Origin of the sequence: Stutzerimonas stutzeri (assembly GCF_024448985.1) — a bacterium.
Taxonomy (GTDB): Bacteria; Pseudomonadota; Gammaproteobacteria; order Pseudomonadales; family Pseudomonadaceae; genus Stutzerimonas; species Stutzerimonas stutzeri_AP.
In genome coordinates, this window is sequence record NZ_JAMOII010000017.1 from 45,758 (window position 1) to 68,688 (window position 22,931).

Below are 22,931 nucleotides of genomic sequence, written 5' to 3' on the forward strand. Positions count from 1 at the left end.
CCCGGCGTCACGGAGCCGGCACCATGGCCCTCGACGAATACAACCGGAAGCGGGATTTTGCCGGGACGCCCGAGCCGGGCGGCGAAACCCGCACGCGTCGCAAGCAAGACAAAAGCGGAGCGCTTCAGTACTGCATCCAGAAGCACGATGCGTCCCGGCTGCATTACGACTTCCGCCTCGAATTGGACGGCACGCTCAAGAGCTGGGCGGTGCCCAAAGGCCCGTCGCTGGATCCCAAGTCGCGCCGGCTGGCGGTGCACGTCGAGGACCATCCGCTGGAATATGCCACCTTCGAAGGCACCATTCCGGCCGGCCATTACGGCGCGGGCGATGTAATCGTCTGGGACCGGGGCATCTGGATTCCGGAAGGCGATCCGCATGAGGGGTATCGCAAAGGCAAACTCAAATTCACGCTGGAAGGGGAAAAGCTTGCCGGCGTCTGGAACCTGGTGCGCACGCGCATGGACGGCGGCAAGGAGCAGTGGTTCCTGATCAAGTCGAACGACGACGCGGCGCGCCCCGAGCAGGATTACGACATTGTTAAGGAACAGCCTGACAGCGTACTCAGCGACCGAACGTTGATCCCGCGCAAACGCGGCAAGGCGAAGCTCGAAGTAGACGCCAAGCCGGTCAAAACACCTGCGGCGCGCACTCATAAGAAAGCCGCACACACTACGCTATCCGGCGCAAAGCCCGCGCCGCTCCCGGACAGTCTCAAACCGCAACTCGCGACGCTGGTCGAATCCGTGCCCGATGGGGATTGGCGCTACGAGATCAAGTTCGATGGCTATCGAATCATGGCGCGCATCGAGTCGGGCAAGGTTCAGCTATTCACTCGCAACGGACACGACTGGACGGCCAAGATGCCACAACAGGCCGAAGCGTTAGCGGCGCTCGGGCTGGAATCGGCCTGGCTCGACGGCGAAGTGGTGGTGCCCAACGAGGAGGGTACGCCTGACTTCCAGGCATTGCAGAACGCGTTTGAAATCGGGCGTAGCGGCACCATTATTTATTACCTGTTCGATTTGCCTTATCTGAACGGCATGGACCTGCGCGAAGTTCCCCTGGAAGAACGCCGGGCGGCTTTGAGTCAGCTGCTGGAAGCCAATGAAAACGAGCTGCTTCGTTTTTCGACGGACTTCACCGAACAGCCTGAAAGCGTGCTGGACAGTGCCTGCCAGATGAAGCTCGAAGGATTGATCGGCAAGCGCGCTGGCAGCACCTATGTCTCCAAACGCAGCAATAGCTGGGTCAAGATCAAGTGCAAGAACCGCCAGGAATTCATCATCGTTGGCTTCACCGATCCAAAGGGCACACGCTCCGGCTTCGGCGCCTTACTTCTGGGTCTGCATAACGACGAGGGCGAACTGCATTACGCGGGCAAAGTAGGGACCGGCTTCAATCAGGCCACGCTCAAAAGCCTGCACGCCAAGCTGAAGCCGCTGAAAATCGACAAAAGCCCGCTTGCGAAGGCACCGCCAGCTGCGGATGTGCGCGGCGCGCACTGGCTCAAGCCGGAATTGATGTGCGAGGTAGCCTTTGCCGAAATGACCCGGCAGGGCGTGATTCGTCACTCAGTCTTCCATGGCTTGCGCTCGGACAAGCCCGCACAGGCTATTACCCATGAGCGCCCGGCGAAAGCACCCAAGGCCAAGAGTAAAGCCGCTGATAGAACAGCAAGCAGCGCGGGCGGCAAGATCAAGATCTCCAACCCCGAGCGCGTCATCGACAAATCCATCGGCGCGACCAAAATGGAATTGGCGCGTTTCTACGCCGAGGTAGCGCCTTGGGCATTGCCGCATCTACGCCAGAGGCCGCTGGCACTGGTGCGCGCCCCGGAAGGCATCGAAGGCGAGCTGTTCTTCCAGAAACACACCGAGAAGCTGAGCATTCCGCACATTACCCAGCTGGACACGGCGTTGTTTCCCAAACACGCCGCGCTGATGACCATCGACAGCGTCGAAGCCTTGGTCAGTGCCGCGCAGATGGGCACCATCGAGCTGCACACCTGGAACGCCGTCGCTCCGGTACTCGATCATCCGGACCGCTTCGTACTGGATCTCGACCCCGACCCAGCGTTGCCTTGGAAGCGCATGGTTGAGGCGACCCAACTAACTCAGACACTGCTGGATGAGATCGGCCTGCAATCCTTCCTCAAGACCAGCGGAGGCAAGGGCTTGCACATGCTGGTACCACTGAAGCCGACCCTGAGCTGGAAGGAAGTGAAGGTGTTCAGCCAGGCGATCGCGCAGTACATGGCGAAGTTGCTGCCGCAGCATTTCTCTGCGGTCAGCGGGCCGAAGAACCGCGTCGGACGAATCTTCATCGACTATTTGCGCAACAGCCAGGGCGCCAGCACCGTCGCCGCCTATTCGGTGCGCGCGCGTGAAGGGCTTTCGGTGTCGGTGCCGATTCACCGCGACGAGCTCGCCGAGCTCAAGGGCGCCAATCTCTGGACCATCCGCAACCTCATGTCACGGCTGGAAGAGCAGGGTGATGACGATCCCTGGGCCGGTATCGACGAGACGGATCAAACGATTACAGCGGATATGCGCGAGCGGCTGGGGATGAAATGATTGCTACAGCCAGGAGCCGATCAGTGATCGTTGCAGTCAGCGCCCTGACGTAGATAGCTCATCACATGGGTTTCACCCTTGGAGTCTAGGTAGGTCATCTTGGCTTCGACCACTTCACAACCACCGTTCGGCACCTCCATGGAGATGACTTTGGCGATGTCCAATTTGTCGCCGTATCCATACGCAGCGGGTTGCGGAGCAGCGCTAGCCAGTTGAGCGAACACGGACAGACCGGCAATCCAGAGCAGATTTTTCATAAAGACCTCTTTGCATCTTTTGACGCCCGCCGGATGTGGCGAACGCTAGGGAATAAAACTGGCTACCAACGAGGAAAGGCAGCCAAAAGTGGTAAGTGCCGAGCGATTCCAGGAACGAAAATTCGAACGACGCAACGCGGGACCGGAGTCGACCGCGTTCTCCACGAGGCAAAGAGTAAGGAGTGCCGAACAGCGGAAAAATGGCGTTTTCAGAGAGGGATCTTTACCCCTGGGGTAACAATCTTCAGGCCCAGTAGTTGGGGTTCTGTATGACCCGGTGATAACCGGCGAAGGCTTGCGGCAATTCCGTTTTGAGAAATTCGACCCAGGTCTTGACCTTGGCGTCGAGGAACCGCCGCGACGGGTAGAGTGCGTAGATGTTTTTTTCCTGCAGACGGAACTGCGGCAACAGCCGCACCAACGTGCCGCGCTGCAGCGCCGGGACCGCCACGTAATCGGGCAACAGGCAAACGCCCATTCCCGCTTCGGCGGCCGAGCTCATGGCTTCGGCCACGTTCACCTTGAAGGTTTCGCTGGGTTGGATCGTCTGTTCGATACCGCCGCCGATGAAGCTCCAACTGTCCGCGAACACCGGATCGGCAAGCCGCAGGCAGCGATGCCGTTCGAGATCGGCCGGCACCTGTGGAGCACCGTGCTGCTCGATGTAGCTCGGTGAGGCGCAGACGACGTGAAAGACCGTGCCCAGCTGTTGGGCAATCAGCTCGGAATCGGGCAGCTCGCGCGACAGCGTAATGATCACGTCGAGGTTGTCTTCCAGCAAATCGGGTTGGCGCTGGGAAAGGATCAGGTCCAGATAGACATCCGGATAGATCTCGTCGTAGCGACCTGCGAGCGATGCCAGCAACTGGATACCCAGGCCAATGGTGGAATGCACCCGCAGCCGCCCTCTGGGCACCAGATGCGCGCCGCTGGCTTCGACTCGCGCCAGCTCGACCTGATCGAGAATCGCACGGCTTTGCTCGAGAAAACGCTGACCCGCTTCGGTCAGAGACAAACGCCGCGTGGTGCGTTGCAGCAGACGCGCTTGCAGGTGGTTCTCCAGCTCCGATACCAGTCGGGAAACCTGAGCGGTGGACGTGTCGGACTGCAGCGCTGCTGCGGTGAAGCTGCCGGCATCAGCTACCCGTACGAACACTCGCATCGCATGGAGCATGTCCATTGGCCTAGTGACCTCCAAGCCACGTGAGCAGGTCCCGCTGGCCGCTGCCGGGCGCGACCAATGCGCCTGTTCTGTCTGTCATTTCAATTTCACTCTGAGTCTGGAAATCGTCATTTGTCGCCGCCCGGCATCGTTGCAGACACCTCAGTGCGCAAGCTGTGCCCTGGCTCAGCGTTTTCCCATCCGCCACCCAGTGTCAGAAACAGGTCGACCTGATCCAGCGAGAGCTGTGCTTCCGATTCCGCCAGCGCGGCTTCGGCAAACGCCAGGGTGCGCTCGGTGTCGAGGCTGTCTAAGTAGGCCAGACGGCCTTCCTGATAAAGCCTGCGGGTGTGATCGGCGGCGCGGCTGGCGGCCTCGCGGGAATCGCGCAGCGCACGGTTGCGCTGCAGGTCATGGGCATACCGCGCCAACAGCGTCTGGGTTTCACGCAGGGCGTTGAGTACCACACCGTCGAAGCGTGCAAGGGCCGCGTCGGCGCCGGCTTCCATGGCACGGACCCGAGCACGGTCGACTTGCGTCGGAATGTGCCAAGAGATGGAGGGCCCGAATTCCCAGCGGCGGGTAATGGGATCGGCGATATGTTCGAGCATGCCGGTATACCCGGCCGAGGCGCCGAGGCTGATTTGCGGGTACATCATTGCGGTGGCGACACCGATATCCGCAGTGGCCGCAGCCAGGCTGCGTTCCGCCGCGCGGATGTCCGGACGACGCTTGAGCAACGCCGCGCCATCGCCAACCGGAATCGGTCGACCCAGTTGCGGAGCCTGGTTGCATGCAGCCACCGCTTCGGGCAGATCGCCAGGCGTACGGCCAAGCAGCGCGGCGAGTTGATAAAGCGCCGCGGATTTTTTTGTCTCGAACGGTGGTATCTCAGCACGCAGCGCTTCGACCTGAGCCTGTGCGCGGTCTACATCCACCTCGTTGCCGCGGCCGCCACTGAACAGCCGCGTAGCCACGTCCAGCTGGCGCCGTTGAATATCCAGCGAATGTTCGGCGATGGCCAGTTCTTCGCTCGCGTGGCAGGCCTCGACGTAGTTGCGCACGACCTGGGCCACGACGGTGATACGGGCCGCGTCGAGGGCCGTGGCGCTGGCATCGGCACTGGCTCCGGCCGATTCGGCGGCGCGCTTGAGATTGCCGAACAGGTCGAGCTGGTAGTCGACCGAAAGCCCGGCATCGGCGAGGTTCATTACCGGAATTTTTTCCTGCAGCGCCAGTGATTCGCTGGATAGCTGGCCACGTGCGAGCGATCCGGCGCCGCCAATCTCGACTTCCTGCGCATGATGGGCCATCTGGAAGCCTTCGTAGGCGCGCAGTAGGTTCTGATAGGCCAGGCGCACATCGGTATTACTTTGCAGCGCCTCGCTCACCAGCCGGTCGAGGAGGGGGTCGTCATAGAGCTTCCACCAGTCGGCCGGCAACTCGGTTTTCTCCACCTTCGCATTGCCGACCAGATCGAACGGTGCCTGGACTTCGGCCCGTTGAATCGCAGCATCGTCCGGTATTCGATAATCGGGGCCCACCGTGGTGCAGGCGCTGAGCGTGCCGACCAGAGTCAGCAGGGCGGCGAGACAGTGGCGGCTCATAGCGCTGCCGGCTCCGTCACGCCGGCTTGCGGCCAGGGCAGGACCGAGAGGGTCGCGGTTCGCCCGATGACCAGTCGAATATCGGTTTCCTGTTCGGCCTCCAGCACCACGCGCACCGGAATCCGCTGGGCCAGCCGCACCCAGTTGAAACTCGGATTGATGTTGGGCAGCAGCGAGTTGCCGCGTACGCGGTCGCGGTCTTCGATGCCGGCAGCGATGCTCTGGACATGGCCACGCAGGTGCTGCGACTCGCCCATGAGCCGAATGTCCACCGGCTGACCGATCTCAATGGCGTGCAGTTTGGTTTCCTCGAAGTAGCCCTCGACGCGCAGCGAACGGGTATCGACGATCGACAGCACCGGTTTGCCGGTGTGGACGTAATCGCCGACGCGCATGGTCTGGTCGCTGAGGTAGCCGTCGACAGGACTGAGCACGCGGGTGCGTTCCAAATCGAGCCGGGCCACGCCGAGTGCGGCTTCGGCGGTCTTCAGCGCGGCTTCGGCGCGTTTGACCTGGGTGTCGCCGATCTCGATGGTTTCCGCCGCGATCAGGTCTTTCAGTACGCGGTTGCGCTTGGCTTCCCGGCGCGCCTGAGCGAGCAGGGCACGCCGCTCCAGCACGGTGGCTTGGGCTTCTCCGAGGGCCAGTTCGAAGCGCGCCTGATCGATGACGAACAGCACCTGACCACGGCTGACCTTTTGGTTGTCCCGCACTCGCAGTTCGGTGACCAGCCCGGATACATCGGGTGCCACCTGAATGATGTCGGCATGCACATGGCCGTCGCGGGTCCAGGGCGCTTCCATGTAGTAGTCCCACAGATGCACGCTCACCACGGCGGCGATGGCGACGGCCAGCAGGGTCAGCACCACCGAACCGGTGGCAGGTATCCATTTCTTCACGATTCGAGTCCGGGTAGGAAGGTGGATAAGGCGCCCAGCACCATGACGTAGAGGGCGAGGTTGAATAGCGGCGAATGCCAGATCCAGCGGTACAAGCCCAGTCGGCCAAGGATCATGCCCAGCAGGTTTTTAAGTAGGTAGGCGGCAAGCATCAGCACCAGCAGCACCGGCACGTAAACGCCATAGATGTTCAGATGTCCGTTCATGCGGAGGCTCCGAGGGGCTCGTGTCCAGTGGTCGGTAGCGATGCGGAGGTAGGCAAGTCTGCGGGAAACAGTGCGAGACGTAGGCCGTGTAACGCCAGGCTGGCGTCGTGTGCGGCTTGGCCGCCACGGTTCCACAGGTAGTGCGCGCTGTCGTCCAGTTGTTGACGCAAGCCATCCGGCGCGAGCTCAGGATGACGGGTGCGCGCGCAGGCCTGAAAGTAGTCGTGCAGGGCGAGAAGGATCGATTGCAGTGGTTGCTCGGCGTCTGCCGGAAGCTGCCGTCGCTTGAGCTCCAGCAGGCGGAAGCACAGCCTCAAACCACGGGTCGCATCGTGCAGCGCCAGGCCCTGGTCCGCCAATTGGGCGAGGCGGGGCAGCAGTTGTGCAGTGCGGTCAATCACCTTGGAAGCAACGTCGTCGTGATCCTGTTGCGGCTTTGCTAGCGTCAACCGCGAAAGCGTGATCCAGCCGCTCCGAGCAAGGCGGCGCGCCGCCCACTGCGTACCGAATGGTCGGGTCAGGTGAGCCCAGATCAGGGCGAAGGTCACGCCCATGGCCGAGGACAGAGCGACATCGGCAAATCGTGAGAAATCGGCACTGTAGCGATCCTGAATAGTGAGGGTGGAGATGGTCTGGACCGCCAGCAGGACCACCGTCCCGGCATATTGGGGGCGACCGGAAAAAGTACCCAATAGCAGCAACGGCGCGGCAAGCAGAATGGCCAGGCTGCCGAAGTCGTGCACGTTGGGCATCAATGCGAAGAGGTAGATCGCCGCGGCTGCGGTGGAAATTAACGTCGCCACCAGCATCGACTTGATGAAAGGCGCAGGGTTGTCCTGGCCGGCAAAAAAACAGCTGGCGACGGCTGCAAGAAAGACGCCGGTATAACCGTGCGCCCAGCCCGACCAGTACCACAGCAGGCTGACCAGCAGTACCAGAACTCCGGCGGACAGGGCGCTGAACGCCAGCAGCGGGTAGTCGTAATGACGGGGTGCGCCGATCAACTGGCGCACCCGATAGCGCAGCGCCGGCGCCTGCTCGGGATGGCCCTGGGCAAAGCATCGGCGCAGCTCCAGGGCGTCCTGCCATAGAGCGATCAGCGCACGGAGCTGCCCGAGCGCACCGGCCAACGCCAAGTGCTGCTCAGGATGGCTATCGCTCAGCCAGGTTTGCAGTTGCCAGCTGCGCTCGACCAGCCCGTCAGCGTCAAGCTGCGCATTCTCGTCCTGCAACCATTGGCCGACGCGCTGCAGATAGTCGTCGAATTCCGGCAATGGCTCCGGCAGAACCTGGCGCAACTGACGCAGCGCATCGCCGATGGAGATCAGCTGCGGTGCGAGCATCGCCATGCGCGCGCGAAATTCACGGGCATGGCGGGCCGGAAGGTGGCTGTCGGCATCGTACTCGAGGTGCACGATCATGCCGTCGAGCCCCATCACGTCGATCATCAATTGATGCAACGCGCGCTGATCGAGGTCGGCCGATCCCGTTGCGCTGAGCATCTGCAGCGCCCCTGCGCGGGCGTCGGCGAGCAGCACCGCCATACGCGCATTCAGCACCGGTGCAATGCGGCTGGGAAACAGCACCGCATTGACCAAACTGGCGCAAACGATGCCCAGCAGGATTTCCTCGGAACGAGCCAGCGCCACGTCGAAGATAGTCTGCGCAGCGTTGACTTCGGTGAGGCTGATCAACGGCACGGTATAGGCCGCCAGCATGAAGACATAGCTGCGCGGCGAGCGGTCGATCAGCGAAAGGTAGAGCAGGGCGGCAAGCCATAGCGAGATGACCAGGCTCAGCATCACCGGTTGCTGACCGAACAGCGGCAATATTGCAACCGATGCCGCCGCTCCGAGCAGGGTCCCCAGCGCCCGGTAGAGCGCCTTCGAACGCGTAGCGCCCGACAACGGGTGCGAGACGACATATACCGAGGCCATCGCCCAGTAGGGATTGTCCAGTGGAATGGCGAGTGCGATGTAAAGCGACAGCAACGCAGCGGTCAGCGCTTTGGCTGAAAACAGCCATTCGCGCCAGGTAGGCATATTCATTGGTTTGGCTTTTCACGAGGCCGCATCGCGGGGAGCGGAGCGCTACGGCGTATTACACGTTTTGTTGCATTTAACGGTGTTTCGATGTGACAAATCGAACAACCAACAGGACAATTCGAACTTCCCAAAATCATGCGCCCTCGATCCTAGAACGTCTTGGTCGCATACCGCAGGCGGTCCGCCTGTTCGAGGCACGATGAAGCGAATTCCTAATTACGGCTTGTATGGCGAGATCGCCCAGCCGGCCTGGCGCGACATGCTGCACTGCGAATGGATCAACGAGCGCAGCGAGCAATTTCAGTGGGAAATCAAACCGCATCAGCACGATGCGCTGTTGCAGCTGTTCTACATCCGTAGCGGCGGCGGCGAGGTTTCGCTGGAAAATCAGCGCTTGTCATTTACCGGCCCCAGTATCCTGGTCCTGCCGAGCCGCACCGTGCATGCGTTCAGCTATCACCGCGACACCGACGGGCCGGTCATCACCGCGGCACAACGGCCGCTGGAATCAATGGCGCGTATCGTGGCGCCAGGACTGCTGGGCTTCCTGCAGCGCCCGAGCGTCGTGCCGTTGCCCTGGCAGGCCGACGGCAGCGAACCCATCTGGCCCTTGATCGAGCTGATCCAGGCGGAAGCACGGAGCGATGCCCGCGGTAACCTCGCAGCGGGCCATTCGCTGCTGCTGACGCTGCTGATCCATGCCGCACGGTTGGACGCTTCCGTCAATACCGCGCCACGACCGGGCAAAAGCCGGCGTGCCGCCGTGCTGAGGCAGTTTCGCGAATTGGTCGACAAGCACTTCCGTAATCATTGGACGCTGGGGCGCTACAGCGAAACGCTCGGAATGACCACCGCCACCCTGGGCCGCGTTTGCCGGGAAGAAGCCGGGGTCGCACCTAGTGCCATCATCAACGAACGCACGGTCCGCGAAGCACAGCGCCAACTGGCCTACACGAGCCTGCATATCCAGCAGATCGCACGCGACCTGGGTTTCGCCGACACCGCTTACTTCAGTCGGTTCTTCCGCAAGCAAGCCGGACTCAAGCCCAGCGAGTTTCGTGGTGCGTTCAAGCGAGATGATTGACCAACGAAGCATCGTTGTGTGTCGACGCTACGCCCGGCAAGGCGAGGTGTTCATAACTGCCACCCGCATTTGCCGGCGGGTCATGCTCGACGAAACCGGCAAATACTGGCAGGCCCCGAACTGTCTGGGGGCGGCATTCCGTGACGAGCTGACGGCTCGCTCCGCCTGGCGAGTCGCTTGCGGCACCGTTCGTCAGACTGCTTCATGGAAAATGTTACAGATCGGAGCTAATCCGTTTCGCTCCAGGAACAATTTCTGGGGTTAATTGTCTCGCGTCTCGCTTGTTACTGCCTCAATGCCGCACGGAAAAAACGAGACAGCACAGTTCCTACGAGTTCATGTACTCAATTTTTCGCCTGATTACAAGTGGTTACCCATCGACTTCGAATTTTAAAGTCGCTCGGAGCAACAGACGGCCGCTGTGTATGCTGGATGATTAATCTTTATTGGTCAGAAAATAACGAGCCGACGAAAGGTTTCACGATTAAATCGGGCTGTGACTGCACTGAAGTTGGGTTAATAGTTTTTTAGGCTTGCACTCACAAGGATGGTTTCTCATAGTTCCGTCCAAACCGAACGACGATGCTAAAGCTGAAGTGCGAACGTGACCGGACGATTAGTTGCTTTTGTCAAACAATGGAAGTTTGTTTATGAATGACATTGCACAACTACCTGAGAATGCTTGGTTCTTGATTCATTGCAAATCCAGGCAAGAACGTAGAGCGTTGGCAAATCTGACTGAGCAGGGATACTTTTGCTATCTCCCGCATATTTGCATCGCGAAAAAACCGAGCGCTGCAGACCCTTCGATACACAAGGCCCAGGCACTGTTTCCCGGCTACCTGTTCGTCCGTCTTACTCCAGACTCGAACTGGCATAGTTTGCGCTGTACGCGCGGTGTACTTCGCGTCGTAGGGTTCAATAACAGGCCTTACACGATAGACGATGCGCTTATCGAACAGATCAAGTATCGCTGCGGTGATCAAAAACCGCTCGAACCTGGCGATAAAGTTCAGGTGAGGTTGGGAATAAGCTCGGGTATCGACGCAATTTTTCTGGCGGCGGACGGAGCGGAGCGCGCCGTCCTGCTAGTAAAACTTCTTAATCAAGAATGTCGACTGACGGTCTCCAGCGCTTTGATCGAGCCCGTACTGTATCCCTGAGAAAGCGTTACGCAGCAGCAGGCTTTTCTGGTGTCGGTAGTTAGTAGTAGTTCTGTTTTGAGTAGTTGGGTGGCGACTCAGGGCGGGAGCGTGGTTGAACAAAACGGCGGGCCGCGCATTGCCTGAGCCAACAGACTGGGGCCGTGATTTCAAATAGCCGTTAGCGCGTAATTACAAGGAGGAGGGCGGCAATGTCTATCCGTCTGGTTTTTGCTTTGTTCATATTGCCGATATCTCTGTTGGGCACGTCAGTTGCTGCTCAGGATATATCCCAATATCGAATGTCGGCTGGCGATGTCGTCAGCATCAGAGTGCTCGGCGAGCCGGATCTTACCTTCGAAGAACTTCGTTTGACCGACGCGGGCTCGTTTTCTTACCCGTTCATCGGCGAAGTAAAGGCGAAGGGGAAGACCGTTGCGCAAATCGAAAATTTTCTGCTGACAGCTTTGAAGGGCAAGTACCTAGTCAGTCCTCGGGTCTCGGTCAATGTGCTGGAGTACCGCCATTTCTACATTATCGGTGAGGTGAAGTTGCCTGGTGGCTATCCCTATCAGCCGGGCTTGACCCTGCGTCGCGCCGCAGCTCTTGCCGGTGGATTGACCGAGCGGGCTTCGGCAAAGCGCATCACCATCATCCGTGATCTGGACCCTGTTCAAGGGCCGATCGAGGCGTCGATGGATACGCCCGTGTTGCCGGGCGATACGGTGACCATCGAAGAAGGATTTTTCTGATGTGCATGAGCGCAAGTGGTGAGTTTCCTTATCCAGCGAGGCCGCTATGACCAGCCAACCTCCATCTCTCGAGCGTCATCTGAGCGTGCTGCCGCAGGAACCGGCGGAGGCGGAGCTCGACTTGCGCAAGCTCTGGTCGAGTGTCTGGTTGCGCAAGTGGCCGATGTTTGGCTTCGCACTGGTCGCAGCGTTGCTTGCCATGCTGGCGACCGCATGGATGACGCCTCTCTACCGTGCAGGCGCAACCGTGCTGGTTCAGGGCGATGCGGCAAAGCTGCTCGCGATTGAGGAGGTGAACCAGAGTGAAACTGCATACAGCGATTATCTGCAAACTGAAATCGAACTGCTCCGAGCCCGCGTGCTGGCTGAGCGGGTGGCCCGCCAGCTCAACCTGACAAACCATCCCGAATTCGCGCCACCGGAGCCATTGACGCCGCAATGGCTGAGCGGGCTGATACAACGGCTCGGTCAGCTCTCTTGGCTGGGGATGCAGCGCAAAGCGCCGATAGAACCCGACGGCGAGGGTGCGAAAGCGATAAAAACCGCTACTGAGCAATTGATGGCAGCCACCACGGTGAGTCCACGTGGCAAGAGTCAGGTGGTCGCTCTGGACGTGTTGTTGGCTGACCCGTACACCGCCATGCAGGCCGCCAATGCGCTGGTCGATGGTTACATCAGGGGTAAGTTCGAGGCCAACATGGCGACGTCCGCGACCGCTGCGGACTGGATGAATAGTCGCCTAGATGAGCTGCGCCAGAAGCTGCAGGAGTCGGAGAATCGTCTCCAGGCCTATAGGGAGTCCGAGGGGCTGGTCGACGTGCAGGGGATCGCGACGGTGGCGGCTACCGAACTGACGTTGACCGGCGACCGGCTGATCAACGCGCGGCGACAGCGGGCCGAAGCGCAAAGCCAGTACCGTCAGGTCGAAATGATGAAATACGCCGGCCTCGACGGTCTGGCCAGCGTCCCTGCAGTGCTGGCCGACCCGGTTATTCAGCAGTTCAAGGCAACGCGGGCGCAAGCCGCCGCGAGAGTCGATGAAGTTTCCCAGCGATACGGCCCAGGACATCCGGAACTGATCGCGGCGAAAGCCGAACTGGAGGCAGCCACGACCAGCCTGAAGACGCAGGTCAGCCAGGTCGTGTCTGGCATCGAACGGAACTACCAGCTGACGGTCGCCAACGAGCAATCCCAGCAGAGTCTGTTCGACGCCAACAAGCATCAGATCCAGGACCTCTCCAGCAAGGAATTCAGGGTGCGTGAACTCGCGCGTGAGGTCGAAGCGAACCGGGCGCTCTACGACACCTTTCTGGTCCGTTTGAAGGAAACCGCCGCAACCGCTGATCAGAACAGCGTCAACGTGCAGGTCGTTGACCGAGCGATGCTGCCCGAGGAGCCGGTCAAGCCGAACAGGCCGCTGATAGTCGCCGTTGCTGCTCTGGCAGCCTTGTGCTTCGCCGCTGCCGCGGCTGTGGTCAAGGACGTATTGAACGATACCTTCAGCACCACTGAAGCCATCGAAAAGAAACTGAACATTCCGGTACTGGGCATCGTGCCGTTGATGCCCAAGGCGCAACGGCAGGCGCTGCCTAGATTGTATTTGCATGATGAGGATCGCCTTTTTACCGAGTCCGTTCGCACCATCCGAACCAAGCTGGAGATGGCCAACAGTGATCACCACAGTCAGGTCATCGTGGTGACCTCGGCGCTGCCCGGCGACGGAAAAAGCGTGCTGTCGGCCAACCTCGCCTATGCACTCGCCGACATGGGCAGCGTGCTGCTGATCGATGCGGATCTGCGCAGACCTACACTGGCCAAGCGTTTCGCGCTGCCCAAGGATCGTTTGGGTGTGACCGACGTGGTCGAGGGGCGCGCTGCCCTGGAGGACAGCATCGCAACGGTCGACGGAGTGGACATGCTGTGCGCCGGTAGCGCTGTGCGCGATCCCCTGAGCTTACTGGCGTCCAGTCAATTCACATTGGCACTTGAATCGCTGAAGACTCGTTACGACCGGATCGTGGTGGACTCGCCGCCAACCCAGGGCGTCAGCGATGTCATGGTCCTGGCGGCCGAGGCGGACACTATGGTGTTCGTCGTCCGCAGCGAGGGCACGCCGATCATCGAAGTGGAGCGGGGCGTCACGCAACTGCAGCAGAACGCCACGCCAGCGGACTGGGTCATCCTCAATCAGGTGGACATACGCAAGGCGCAGCGACAAGGCTATCGATATAGCAGCTATTACGACTACTACCGATACGGAGGCACAACGGCAAGTTGATTCGCCGGTCGCGCTCGCGCCGTCGTAGCAATCACCGCTGTCCAATGAAAAGGATGACACCATGAAACAATATATTCAGAACTCCGTTTGGCTGTTGCTGGAAAAGCTCATCAAATTGGCCGTTGCGTTCGTCCTGATCGGTCTGGTGGCCAAACATCTCGGCCCCGAGGATTTCGGGATTCTGAGCCTGGGACTCAGTGTGGCGATTATTATCTGGGCGGCGGGAAGCCTCGGGCTCGATCAGATTCTTATCAAGGAATTCACCCAGCAGAAGTATTCGGATAGCGAACTGCTCAGTACGGCGGTCATCTGCCGGTTTACCGCCAGCGCCGTGCTCGTGATTCCCTGTGTCGTCGGGCTGTACCTGACCGACGCGCTCTCCGTCGCGCACAAGCTGGGGTACGCGATCACGATCTGCTCGGTGCTTTTCTACAACTTCAACAGCTATCAGGCGCTCTATCAGGCCAAATCCCAGTCATCGCATGTTGCCTACGTCGGGCTTTCCAGCCTGTGCCTGTCATCGATCGTCAAGATCGTGCTGTTATGGATCGACGCCGGGTTGATCCTGTTTGCCCTGAGTGCGGTATTCGACATCGCGATCAATTTGTTGCTGTATGCCTATTACCAGATGAACAAGCCGGTGCGGGTGAGCATCGCGGCGTTCAATTACGGCCTGGTAGGGGAGCTTTGGCGGCCCGCGGCCCCGATGCTGCTGTGTTCACTGATGATCGTGATCTACACCCGAATCGATCAGGTCATGATCGCTTTTCTCATCGGCGTCGATCAGGCCGGCGTCTACAGCGTCGCCATCCGGGTAGTGGAGGCTTATGCCGTCATACCGATCCTGATCGCAACGGCATTCTTTCCCTTCATTTGCAGCAAGCCGGATGCGAGGAATATCCGAACCTACTTCGATATCGTCACGTTTTCATCGATTGCCGCGGGCCTGGCCATCTGGCTCGCCGCCTATGCGGCCATTCCATACCTGTTCGGCCCAGCGTACAGCCAGGCGCTGGATATATTGGGCATCGCGATGCTTGCCGGCGTGTTTTCGGTGGTCGGATTTGCCTGTACCAACTATCTGGTGGCCGTTGGCCTTGGCCACCTGCGTCCTCTACGGCTTGCGCTCGGGCTGCTGCTCAATATCGTGCTGAACCTGATGCTCATTCCGCGATTCGGCTTATGGGGCGCGGCCGTCGCAACGCTGATCAGCCAGATCTTCGCGTCCTGGATCGGTAACGTACTGAGTCCGAAAACCATCGACTGCCTGAAGATGCAGAGCCGCGCGCTATTCACCCTGGGCATTCGGGGAACCAGCAGGGTGCTGCGTGACTTGTGGAGGGAGCGATCGGCGACCCCTCGACCAATCGAGTCAGGAGAGTTCTGATGCCTGAAGTTTCGATCATCATCCCGACCTACAACAGCGCCGCCTTCATCATGGATGCGGTCGCCTCAGTGAGGCGGGCCGTCGACGGACTGAGCCATGAGATCATTCTGGTCGACGATCGGTCGCCCGACGTGCACATCCTGCGGGCCGTTACCGCGCGGGTACCGCACCTGCGGATCATAGAGAAGGCCGCAAAGGGCAATGCCGCGGAATCCAGGAACCTGGGCATCGCCGCATCTACCGGCGACTACATCTTCCTGCTCGACAGTGACGACGCATTTCTGCCTGAACACATAGCGCGACGCGTCGCGCTGCATGTACGCAGCGGTTGCGGCATTCTGTTCGGCCGCTATCGGGCGCGCAATGCGTACCGGACCTTCGACGTCCGGTTGCCGCTCTATCAGGGCGACATGCACCAGTACCTGTTCTGCCTGAACGGCGATGTTCGAAGCTCGACGATCAGCCTCTGCCGATCCCGCTACAGGGGCACGACATTCGATGGGTTGCAGGCCAAGCACCAGGACTGGGGTTTTGCGCTTCGTGCCGCCCGCAATGGCGAGACCCTGGGATTCGACGAGGGCTACGGCGCGGTCATTGATTCGTCGGTGAACGGCGGGCGCATGAGCAACGTACTGAATATTCCGGCCAGCCAGTACTTTCTCAATAGCTACATCAGCGAGCCGAGGCACCGGCGCGGCTTTGCCATGAACCATCTTAGGGTGGTGTTGAAGAACAATGACAAGGTAGCGACCGCCTTTGTCCATAGGGTCCTGATCGATTCGCTGCGCGATGCATCCCTGCTGGAACGGCTCGGCTACGCGCCGGCCGTACTGCTGACGAGCCCGAACCTGGCGCTGCCGGCGCGGCTGGCCATGCGAATGCTGGCAGCGGCACGCGCGTTCAGCATCAAGGGTTATCGCAAGATCATTCCCTCCTGATGCGGGGAGCCGGCATGCCCATTCCAATCATCATCGCGACGGTCTTGCGCCAGACAGGTGAAACCGGCGTACATACCCACTACCGGACCTTGTCGAAGTGGTTCGAATCCGGTGGCCGGACGCCACCGATGGTGGTGACGCCGTACGATCGGAACAAATGGCTGGTCTACCCGGTATTCGCGGTGCGCCGACTGATCGCACCGCTCAATGCAAGCCTCGGTCTGTGGTGGTATCGCCACTGGCATCAGCGGTGCCTGTATCTGAACCTGAAAGCCACGCTCGCCGATGGCCGGGCGTGTGTCGTCTATGCCCAATGTCCCATGTCGGCCGAGGCGGCACTCACCGCGCGTGCATCACCGGCCCAGCGTGTGGTGATGATCGCCCATTTCAACCTGTCGGAAGCGGATGAATGGGCAGGCAAGGGCGTCATAGAACCGGACGGCAAGCTGTTCGATGAAATCCGAGCATACGAAGCCCGAGTGATTCCACGCCTGGATCGGTTGGTGTTCGTATCGGCCTTCATGCGGCGAAAGCTCTATGAACGCATTCGCGAAGCGCAGGCGGTAGACGCAAGAGTCATCCCGAACTTCATTTGCGCGCCCGTGCCTACGACTGATCGACCCGCCCTGATGGGCGATCTGATCTGCGTCGGGACCCTGGAGCGACGAAAGAACCAGCGATACGCCCTGGAAATCGCGGCGGCCGTTCGCCAGGCCGGTTATCCGTTGCGCCTGACGTTCGTGGGTGGCGGTCCGGACCGGCCCGCGCTCGAGAAGGCCGCGCGAACCCTCGGCATCGAGGCGCATGTGCTGTTCACCGGTCACGTGGATGACGTGGCTGGCCTGATGGCGAGCCACCGCGCCTGCCTGCATGTTTCGCGAATGGAAAGCTTCGGCATCGTCCTGATCGAAGCGATGGCGCTTGGGCTTCCGGTGTTTGCAAGCCGGGTCGGCGGGGTGCCGGAGGTGTTCGATGACGGGGCGGAGGGTCGTTTCATCCCGCTCGACGACGCGAGCACCGCGGCGCAGCTCATTCTCGACTGGCTCACCCGACCCGATGCGCTGCAACGCGCCGGCGTCCGGGCCAGGGCCCGTTTCGTGGCTCGCTTCGAGACGGGCAAGGTCGCCCATGATCTGGTCGGTTTTTTAACTGCGCCCGCCACGCAATCGACACGCGCCGTCCGTTCGCCGAGCGGCGCGCCGGGCATGAATGGCGAGCCTCATCGGAACTCCCACGCGAGGCGTTCGGATGCTGTCGAATAATCTAAGACCCAGCAGCATCATCGTGTTCCCGGCGTTTTGCCTGGCAAGCGCGATCGTCGCGTCCGCGGCGCTCACCCATCTGCTTGGCATTGTTGGCTTCACCGCGATGCCCTACGTACGGCTGGTGGTTGTCGCCGCCGCCATGCTTTTCGTAGCCGTGTTTCTGTTGCAAACACGGCTGAAGCCCACGCTGGCGAGCGGGAACCTCTGGCGCGCGGTGCTGGCATTGCAAGGGTTGGGACTGGTGTATCTGGTGCTGGGGTTGCTCAGGCAGAACAGCCATTTCTATCTGGTGACGGACCTTGCCTACCTGGCGATGTTTTTCCTGACGTTCCTGCTGGGCGCCTGGTGCTATCGGATCGGCAGGTTGCAATTTTCCTACGCCACCATGCTGCGGGTGGTATTGACGCTGGTGGGCCTCACCTCAGTGTGCTGGGTTTTGGACCTGCAAGTCGGAACGCCGCCAGAACTGCTGATTCTCTGGGGCTGCGCACTGGTCATCGCGCTGGCCTATAAGCGCTACGTTCATGCATGCCTCTTGTTGCTTGCCGTGGTTCCGCAGATTGCCGGCCTCAACAGGGCCTTGCTGCTCGCTATCGTGGGCGGGCTGATGATCTATTTCTTCAGCTCTGCATGGGTGAAAAAGATCCGGCTTGTCTGTGTGCTGACGGTTTTGCTGGTGGCCCTGACCCTGGCGCTCGATGGGCTCGGAATACTCCAGGGCAGCAGTTTCGAACGCCGCATCGATGAAACGCTCACGCTATTGTCGGCCGAAGAGGGCGGCGACATGCCAGTACCGCTTCAGCAGCGCTTATACGAAGGCGCGCTCGTCAGCCAGGACATTCAGCAATCCATGCTGCCGGTATCGCTACTGTTCGGAATGGGCGCCGGATACACCCTGGACATGACGCAGAGTTCCGATTCATCGGTGGTCGATAGCCAATTACTGGGGGGGCAACATACCCACAACATCCATTTGCTGAGTTATGCGCTGCTGGCACGGTTCGGCTTACTGGGCGCTGCCTGTTTCATATTTATCTTCCTGACCTGCGCGCGGCGATCCTACGTGCTGTTCAAGCGGATACCGACCGACAAAAGCACAGTGGAACTGCTCGCCAATCTTTTCGTGGTACTGCTGTTCCTGTTTTCAATCCCGGCGTCGTCGTTTCTATTTTCAAGCATGCTGCTGGGTTACTTCTGCGGGATCGCGAACGAGGCAAGGCTGACCGGGGCCCGGAGTCGACTCTTGTGTTGACGCCAGGGCGCATTGAAGAGGACTCCATGTGAAAGTATTGCTCGTCACCTCGTACCGCTCGAAAGGAGGGGCGCCGCGCGCGGCATCCCGGCTCGCAAATGCCCTGGCCGGGGCGGGTGCCGAGGTCGAGTATGTGACCATCTATCCCGCCCGAATGACGGTCCGGCAGAAAATGCGATATCTGGCTCGGGTTGCCTATGACCGTGTCCCGGCGTTGGTCGCCGCCCGAAAAAGGATCATGTTTTCCTCAGGTGCCTGGCCCAATGACAATCTGGTGGAGTCGATCAATGCCTCCGATGCCGACCTGGTCCATCTCCATTGGATAAACGGCGGCGGCATGTCGGTCGATGATCTTAAACGGATCAACAAACCGATTGTCTGGACGCTGCATGACATGTGGGCGTTTACCGGCGGCTGCCATTACGACGGTGGCTGCGACGGCTTCAGCTCAGGGTGCGGCCGTTGCCCGTTACTGAAGTCCAGCAACCCTGGTGATCTGAGCGCTGTCGGGGCCCAGCGCAAGACCGCCGCCTATCATCAGGTCGCGAACCTGACGATTATCGGACTCAGTCAGTGGATGGTCGATTGCGCTGCGCGGTCATCGGCCATGCAAGGGCTGACCATCAGGCGACTGCCCAATCCGATCGATGTGAACGTATTCCGACCCGAGACTCCTTTGCTCGCCCGGGAGCGGCTTGGCATTTCGCCGTCTACGCGTCTCGTCGCGTTTGGGGCGGTAGCGGCAGTGGGCGACGACCGTAAGGGATTTCGAGAGCTGATTACGGCGCTGAGCGTGTTGAAGGAAAAAGGCTATTCGAATATCGAGTTGGCGGTTTTTGGCGGCTCGGGTTCCCAACACATGCTCGACACGCCGTACAGGACCCATTACTTCGGACACATAGCCGGCGACGAGCAATTACGTGACGTCTACAGCGCCGCCGATGTCATGGTGGTGCCCTCCTTGCAAGAGGCATTCGGACAAACCGCCACTGAAGCCATGGCGTGTGGAACGCCGGTCGTCGCATTTGGCGCCACGGGCCTGCTGGACATCGTCGATCACAGAATAAATGGCTACTTGGCGGACCCCTTCGATGTGTCCAGCCTGGCCGAAGGGATCGGCTGGGTGCTGGATGCCGACGATCACGAACCATTACGAGGCAGGGCACGCGCGAAGGTGGTCGAGCAATTCGCAAACGAAAGGGTTGCTGCCAAGTACTTGGCGCTTTACCACAGTTGTATCGCTCAGTCCGTTTCTAGTCCTGCAGCCGCAACTACCAGCCGATTGTTGACGCGTTGAAGCGCTGACCTGGCATCTACGCAATATAAACAATTATTGACTCTCGACAATTATCTGCGCACTCAGTTAATTGCGCAGCGGGGTAATTTCGCCCGACTACAGCCTTTTACATAAAGTTTGACAACATAACTTAATCATTCAACAAGCCTACGCGTTCAGCAGTTTCACAACTCACAAAAACCGATGTGCGAACGAAAGTTCCAGCGCAGGGATTCGTTCGGCCTCTAGCGTTTCCGGTAATGCGGCGGACATTTATTTTCGTTCAATTCGCTGGCCATCTGGAAGGAGGTGTCGCGTCACTTTAATTGGCTGTGCTCGATTCGGACTTCGCAATCCGTATCAATTATCAAATCCGCAGGATGTATATCGGAGGGGCAGATGAAATATCTTTTATATGGCATAAACTACAGTCCTGAACTAACCGGCATAGGTAAATACAGCGGAGAAATGGCTGAGTGGCTTGCCAAGCACGGACACGAAGTGCGGGTGGTAACCGCCCATCCTTACTATCCCGACTGGAAGGTATTTCCCGGCCATTCTCATTGGCGCTATGCCAAAACCCAGGAGGAGGGCGTGACGGTCATACGCTGTCCACTCTATGTTCCCGCCAAACCGACTGCATGCAAGCGGCTGTTTCACCTGTTAAGTTTTTCTGTTACATCAACCTTCGCGCTTTTTTCCAATATCGGGTGGCGTCCTGACAAAGTTATTCTGATCGTGCCGACCATGTTCTGCGCCGCGCAGACGATACTTTATGCCAAGCTCACTCGAGCCAACTCCGTACTGCATATCCAGGACTTCGAGGTAGACGCCATGTTCGGTTTGGGTATATGCAGCCGCAAGCGCGCGCAACGTCTTGCTTATAGAGTCGAGGCCTGGACGCTAAATGCATTCGATCAGATTTCCACAATATCGGGCGGCATGATCGAACGTGCACGGAGCAAGGGCGTGCAAGAACAAAGACTCAGCTTGTTCCCCAACTGGTCCGAAGTCCGACGGTTTCAAGGTGTGCCAAGATCGGCGACGCTGTTGAGCCGACTCGGCGTGGATCCCAGAAAGAAAGTACTGATGTACTCAGGCAATATCGGCGAAAAACAGGGGCTGAGCTCCGTCATAGATGCAGCTGAATTGCTCGCCGCCCGAAACGACCTGATGTTCGTCATCGTAGGTGAAGGGGCAGGGAAGAGCAGGCTGGAGGAGAGCGTCAAGCTCAAGGGCTTGAAAAACGTGGTATTTGCGCCGCTGCAGTCATACGAAGATTTGCCAGCGCTGCTGGCTTCGGCTGATTGTCACCTAGTGATCCAGCGCCGTGGCGCAGCCGACTCCGTGCTGCCATCGAAACTCACTAATATTCTTGCCGTGGGCGGCAATGCAGTCATCACTGCCGATCCCGGCACGAGCCTCGGCGTGTTGTGCAAGGAGCATCCGGGCATCGCTGCGCTCGTTGAGCCGGAATGTACAGAGGCACTGATCACGGGCATCGAAAAATGCCTGTTCATGAGGGCGCCCAACCGAGTCGCAATGGCCTATGCCCAGGAATACCTGGACAAGGATCGAATCCTTGCTCGTTTCGTTGCCGGCCCCGTTACAGAATCCGTTACCGATCATGTTGTGCCCGATATGCCCCAATTGTTGCGGCCGTTCATAGATATCAGGCCAGTGGCAGGCGACTCACCGACAAAACGCTTGATCAGCCCAGGCGTGGCGGCCACCAAACACAGCGTCCTTCCTGCATGGCTTACTTCAGTCGTGCGTAAATAGCCATATGAAGCTAGCGTCATTGAGGTGTGTCGATGATGACGTAAACCGGAATGAAGGGAGCTGCAAGACGTCGGCCCCCTTGAAACGCAACGACCTGTCCGAAGTTTGCTACTAGTACCAGCACCAGCACGGAGCCGCCATTTCATGTCTGCAGTGTTTATGGAAGTCGATTCGCAAACAGTTTCGCGCCTGGCAAACGATATGAATCAAGTCGGTGTTGCAATCATCGAGCGTTATCTTTGCCTTGAGCACCTTGTCATCGCACGCCGCGACATAGAAAGCGAAGCCCAGAGTCATGGCGACAAAAGCTTTGCCATACGCGGCAATCCGGACGTGCCAGGCACGTTTTTCGAGCGACTGGCTGCTTCAGACGAGTTTCAACGGCTGATATTAGAGGTGCATGCGTGCGGAACGGGCCAGGTGCCATCGCCGTTTGAAAAGATCCAGACAGTTATTCGCTGCCTGCAAGGACGCGACAGCGCTGGCGAGTCCAACCGATTCCATTATGACGCGACCATGCTTACCGTCCTGCTACCAATATTCATACCGGAACCCAGCACTGATTCAGGACGCTTAGTCGTGTTTCCCAATGTCCGCAATCGACGCCCCGGCGCACTATTGAATCTGCTGGATAAAGCACTCGTCCAGAATCGCATCAGTCAACGTTTGATCGCTTTGGCCATCAGCGCGGGTTTGCTCCGCCCAATGAAAGTGCCGCTAGTCCCTGGCAACCTGTATTTTTTCTGGGGATACCGCAGCTTGCATGCCAACGAGCCTTGTAACCCGAACGCGCTGCGGTCTACCGTCCTGTTTCATTACGACAATCCGCACCGACGCGGCTCGCCGGATAATGTTAATGCACTTGGGATGGCCAAGCTGATGCGGTCGCCATGGCCATAATCAGCGAACACATTCGTATACGCTGCGTCTCAGTCCGTCATGACTGATACAAATTGCAAGCAGGAGACGTCTTGGCTTCCTGCGAGCTGAGTCGGCCAGCGTGGGCACACTACGCACCTAATG

General features: G+C 59.4%; 18 protein-coding genes. 12 read left to right on the forward strand and 6 right to left on the reverse strand.

Annotation, left to right across the window (positions count from 1 at the left end; translation table 11 throughout):
• The first annotated feature begins 23 nt into the window (after nt 1–23).
• Nucleotides 24–2,576 (forward strand): DNA ligase D, encoded by a 2,553-nt coding sequence (gene ligD / locus NA647_RS15995; RefSeq protein ID WP_256058591.1) that lies wholly within the window; start codon nt 24–26, stop codon nt 2,574–2,576.
• Between the two features lie 20 nt (nt 2,577–2,596).
• Here ligD and NA647_RS16000 read toward each other — a convergent pair whose 3' ends face one another.
• The 6 genes from NA647_RS16000 to NA647_RS16025 form a co-directional block, all read right to left on the reverse strand.
• Nucleotides 2,597–2,833: a DUF2790 domain-containing protein gene (locus tag NA647_RS16000; protein ID WP_256058592.1), complete on the reverse strand. Its 237-nt coding sequence runs from the start codon at nt 2,831–2,833 to the stop codon at nt 2,597–2,599.
• A gap of 244 nt (nt 2,834–3,077) precedes the next feature.
• Nucleotides 3,078–4,013 (reverse strand): LysR family transcriptional regulator, encoded by a 936-nt coding sequence (locus NA647_RS16005; RefSeq protein WP_256058593.1) that lies wholly within the window; start codon nt 4,011–4,013, stop codon nt 3,078–3,080.
• Nucleotides 4,014–4,123: 110 nt separating this feature from the next.
• Nucleotides 4,124–5,602, reverse strand: coding sequence for an efflux transporter outer membrane subunit (locus NA647_RS16010; RefSeq protein ID WP_256058594.1), 1,479 nt, complete (start codon nt 5,600–5,602; stop codon nt 4,124–4,126).
• Nucleotides 5,599–6,501 carry an efflux RND transporter periplasmic adaptor subunit gene (locus tag NA647_RS16015; protein ID WP_256058595.1) on the reverse strand — a complete coding sequence of 301 codons (903 nt, stop codon included), beginning with the start codon at nt 6,499–6,501 and terminating at the stop codon, nt 5,599–5,601. Before NA647_RS16015 ends, NA647_RS16010 begins: the two co-directional genes overlap by 4 nt.
• Nucleotides 6,498–6,707: a DUF1656 domain-containing protein gene (locus NA647_RS16020; protein WP_256058596.1), complete on the reverse strand. Its 210-nt coding sequence runs from the start codon at nt 6,705–6,707 to the stop codon at nt 6,498–6,500. Before NA647_RS16020 ends, NA647_RS16015 begins: the two co-directional genes overlap by 4 nt.
• Nucleotides 6,704–8,755, reverse strand: coding sequence for an FUSC family protein (locus NA647_RS16025; protein WP_256058597.1), 2,052 nt, complete (start codon nt 8,753–8,755; stop codon nt 6,704–6,706). The genes NA647_RS16020 and NA647_RS16025 overlap by 4 nt, the downstream gene beginning before the upstream one ends.
• 196 nt (nt 8,756–8,951) lie before the next feature.
• Here NA647_RS16025 and NA647_RS16030 point away from each other — a divergent pair, with 196 nt between their 5' ends.
• The 11 genes from NA647_RS16030 (at nt 8,952) to NA647_RS16080 (ending at nt 22,808) form a co-directional block, all read left to right on the forward strand.
• Nucleotides 8,952–9,836: a helix-turn-helix domain-containing protein gene (locus tag NA647_RS16030; RefSeq protein ID WP_256058598.1), complete on the forward strand. Its 885-nt coding sequence runs from the start codon at nt 8,952–8,954 to the stop codon at nt 9,834–9,836.
• A 650-nt stretch (nt 9,837–10,486) separates the two neighbouring features.
• Nucleotides 10,487–10,999 carry a transcription termination/antitermination NusG family protein gene (locus NA647_RS16035; protein WP_256058599.1) on the forward strand — a complete coding sequence of 171 codons (513 nt, stop codon included), beginning with the start codon at nt 10,487–10,489 and terminating at the stop codon, nt 10,997–10,999.
• A gap of 191 nt (nt 11,000–11,190) precedes the next feature.
• Nucleotides 11,191–11,730 carry a polysaccharide biosynthesis/export family protein gene (locus tag NA647_RS16040; RefSeq protein ID WP_256058600.1) on the forward strand — a complete coding sequence of 180 codons (540 nt, stop codon included), beginning with the start codon at nt 11,191–11,193 and terminating at the stop codon, nt 11,728–11,730.
• A gap of 46 nt (nt 11,731–11,776) precedes the next feature.
• Nucleotides 11,777–14,008, forward strand: a complete 2,232-nt coding sequence (locus NA647_RS16045) for a GumC family protein (protein WP_256058601.1) — start codon at nt 11,777–11,779, stop codon at nt 14,006–14,008.
• Nucleotides 14,009–14,069: 61 nt separating this feature from the next.
• On the forward strand, nt 14,070–15,395 hold the full coding sequence (locus NA647_RS16050; RefSeq protein ID WP_256058602.1) for a flippase: 1,326 nt from the start codon (nt 14,070–14,072) through the stop codon (nt 15,393–15,395).
• Nucleotides 15,344–16,333: a glycosyltransferase family 2 protein gene (locus NA647_RS16055; RefSeq protein ID WP_256058603.1), complete on the forward strand. Its 990-nt coding sequence runs from the start codon at nt 15,344–15,346 to the stop codon at nt 16,331–16,333. Before NA647_RS16050 ends, NA647_RS16055 begins: the two co-directional genes overlap by 52 nt.
• A 14-nt stretch (nt 16,334–16,347) precedes the next feature.
• Nucleotides 16,348–17,595: a glycosyltransferase family 4 protein gene (locus NA647_RS16060; protein WP_256058604.1), complete on the forward strand. Its 1,248-nt coding sequence runs from the start codon at nt 16,348–16,350 to the stop codon at nt 17,593–17,595.
• Nucleotides 17,543–18,850, forward strand: a complete 1,308-nt coding sequence (locus NA647_RS16065) for a hypothetical protein (RefSeq protein WP_256058605.1) — start codon at nt 17,543–17,545, stop codon at nt 18,848–18,850. Before NA647_RS16060 ends, NA647_RS16065 begins: the two co-directional genes overlap by 53 nt.
• Before the next feature lie 28 nt (nt 18,851–18,878).
• Nucleotides 18,879–20,147, forward strand: coding sequence for a glycosyltransferase (locus NA647_RS16070; RefSeq protein WP_256058606.1), 1,269 nt, complete (start codon nt 18,879–18,881; stop codon nt 20,145–20,147).
• A gap of 378 nt (nt 20,148–20,525) precedes the next feature.
• Nucleotides 20,526–21,908: a glycosyltransferase WbuB gene (locus NA647_RS16075; RefSeq protein WP_272889720.1), complete on the forward strand. Its 1,383-nt coding sequence runs from the start codon at nt 20,526–20,528 to the stop codon at nt 21,906–21,908.
• Between the two features lie 144 nt (nt 21,909–22,052).
• Nucleotides 22,053–22,808, forward strand: a complete 756-nt coding sequence (locus tag NA647_RS16080; protein ID WP_256058607.1) for a hypothetical protein — start codon at nt 22,053–22,055, stop codon at nt 22,806–22,808.
• The last annotated feature ends 123 nt before the right edge of the window (nt 22,809–22,931 follow it).

What these genes read in the sequence shown, in the direction of transcription:
- ligD (WP_256058591.1), top strand. Translation starts at nt 24, where the DNA reads ATGGCCCTCGACGAATACAACCGGAAGCGGGATTTTGCCGGGACGCCC.
- NA647_RS16000 (WP_256058592.1), bottom strand. Translation starts at nt 2,833, where the DNA reads ATGAAAAATCTGCTCTGGATTGCCGGTCTGTCCGTGTTCGCTCAACTG.
- NA647_RS16005 (WP_256058593.1), bottom strand. Translation starts at nt 4,013, where the DNA reads ATGGACATGCTCCATGCGATGCGAGTGTTCGTACGGGTAGCTGATGCC.
- NA647_RS16010 (WP_256058594.1), bottom strand. Translation starts at nt 5,602, where the DNA reads ATGAGCCGCCACTGTCTCGCCGCCCTGCTGACTCTGGTCGGCACGCTC.
- NA647_RS16020 (WP_256058596.1), bottom strand. Translation starts at nt 6,707, where the DNA reads ATGAACGGACATCTGAACATCTATGGCGTTTACGTGCCGGTGCTGCTG.
- NA647_RS16025 (WP_256058597.1), bottom strand. Translation starts at nt 8,755, where the DNA reads ATGAATATGCCTACCTGGCGCGAATGGCTGTTTTCAGCCAAAGCGCTG.
- NA647_RS16030 (WP_256058598.1), top strand. Translation starts at nt 8,952, where the DNA reads ATGAAGCGAATTCCTAATTACGGCTTGTATGGCGAGATCGCCCAGCCG.
- NA647_RS16035 (WP_256058599.1), top strand. Translation starts at nt 10,487, where the DNA reads ATGAATGACATTGCACAACTACCTGAGAATGCTTGGTTCTTGATTCAT.
- NA647_RS16040 (WP_256058600.1), top strand. Translation starts at nt 11,191, where the DNA reads ATGTCTATCCGTCTGGTTTTTGCTTTGTTCATATTGCCGATATCTCTG.
- NA647_RS16045 (WP_256058601.1), top strand. Translation starts at nt 11,777, where the DNA reads ATGACCAGCCAACCTCCATCTCTCGAGCGTCATCTGAGCGTGCTGCCG.
- NA647_RS16050 (WP_256058602.1), top strand. Translation starts at nt 14,070, where the DNA reads ATGAAACAATATATTCAGAACTCCGTTTGGCTGTTGCTGGAAAAGCTC.
- NA647_RS16060 (WP_256058604.1), top strand. Translation starts at nt 16,348, where the DNA reads ATGCCCATTCCAATCATCATCGCGACGGTCTTGCGCCAGACAGGTGAA.
- NA647_RS16065 (WP_256058605.1), top strand. Translation starts at nt 17,543, where the DNA reads ATGGCGAGCCTCATCGGAACTCCCACGCGAGGCGTTCGGATGCTGTCG.
- NA647_RS16075 (WP_272889720.1), top strand. Translation starts at nt 20,526, where the DNA reads ATGAAATATCTTTTATATGGCATAAACTACAGTCCTGAACTAACCGGC.
- NA647_RS16080 (WP_256058607.1), top strand. Translation starts at nt 22,053, where the DNA reads ATGTCTGCAGTGTTTATGGAAGTCGATTCGCAAACAGTTTCGCGCCTG.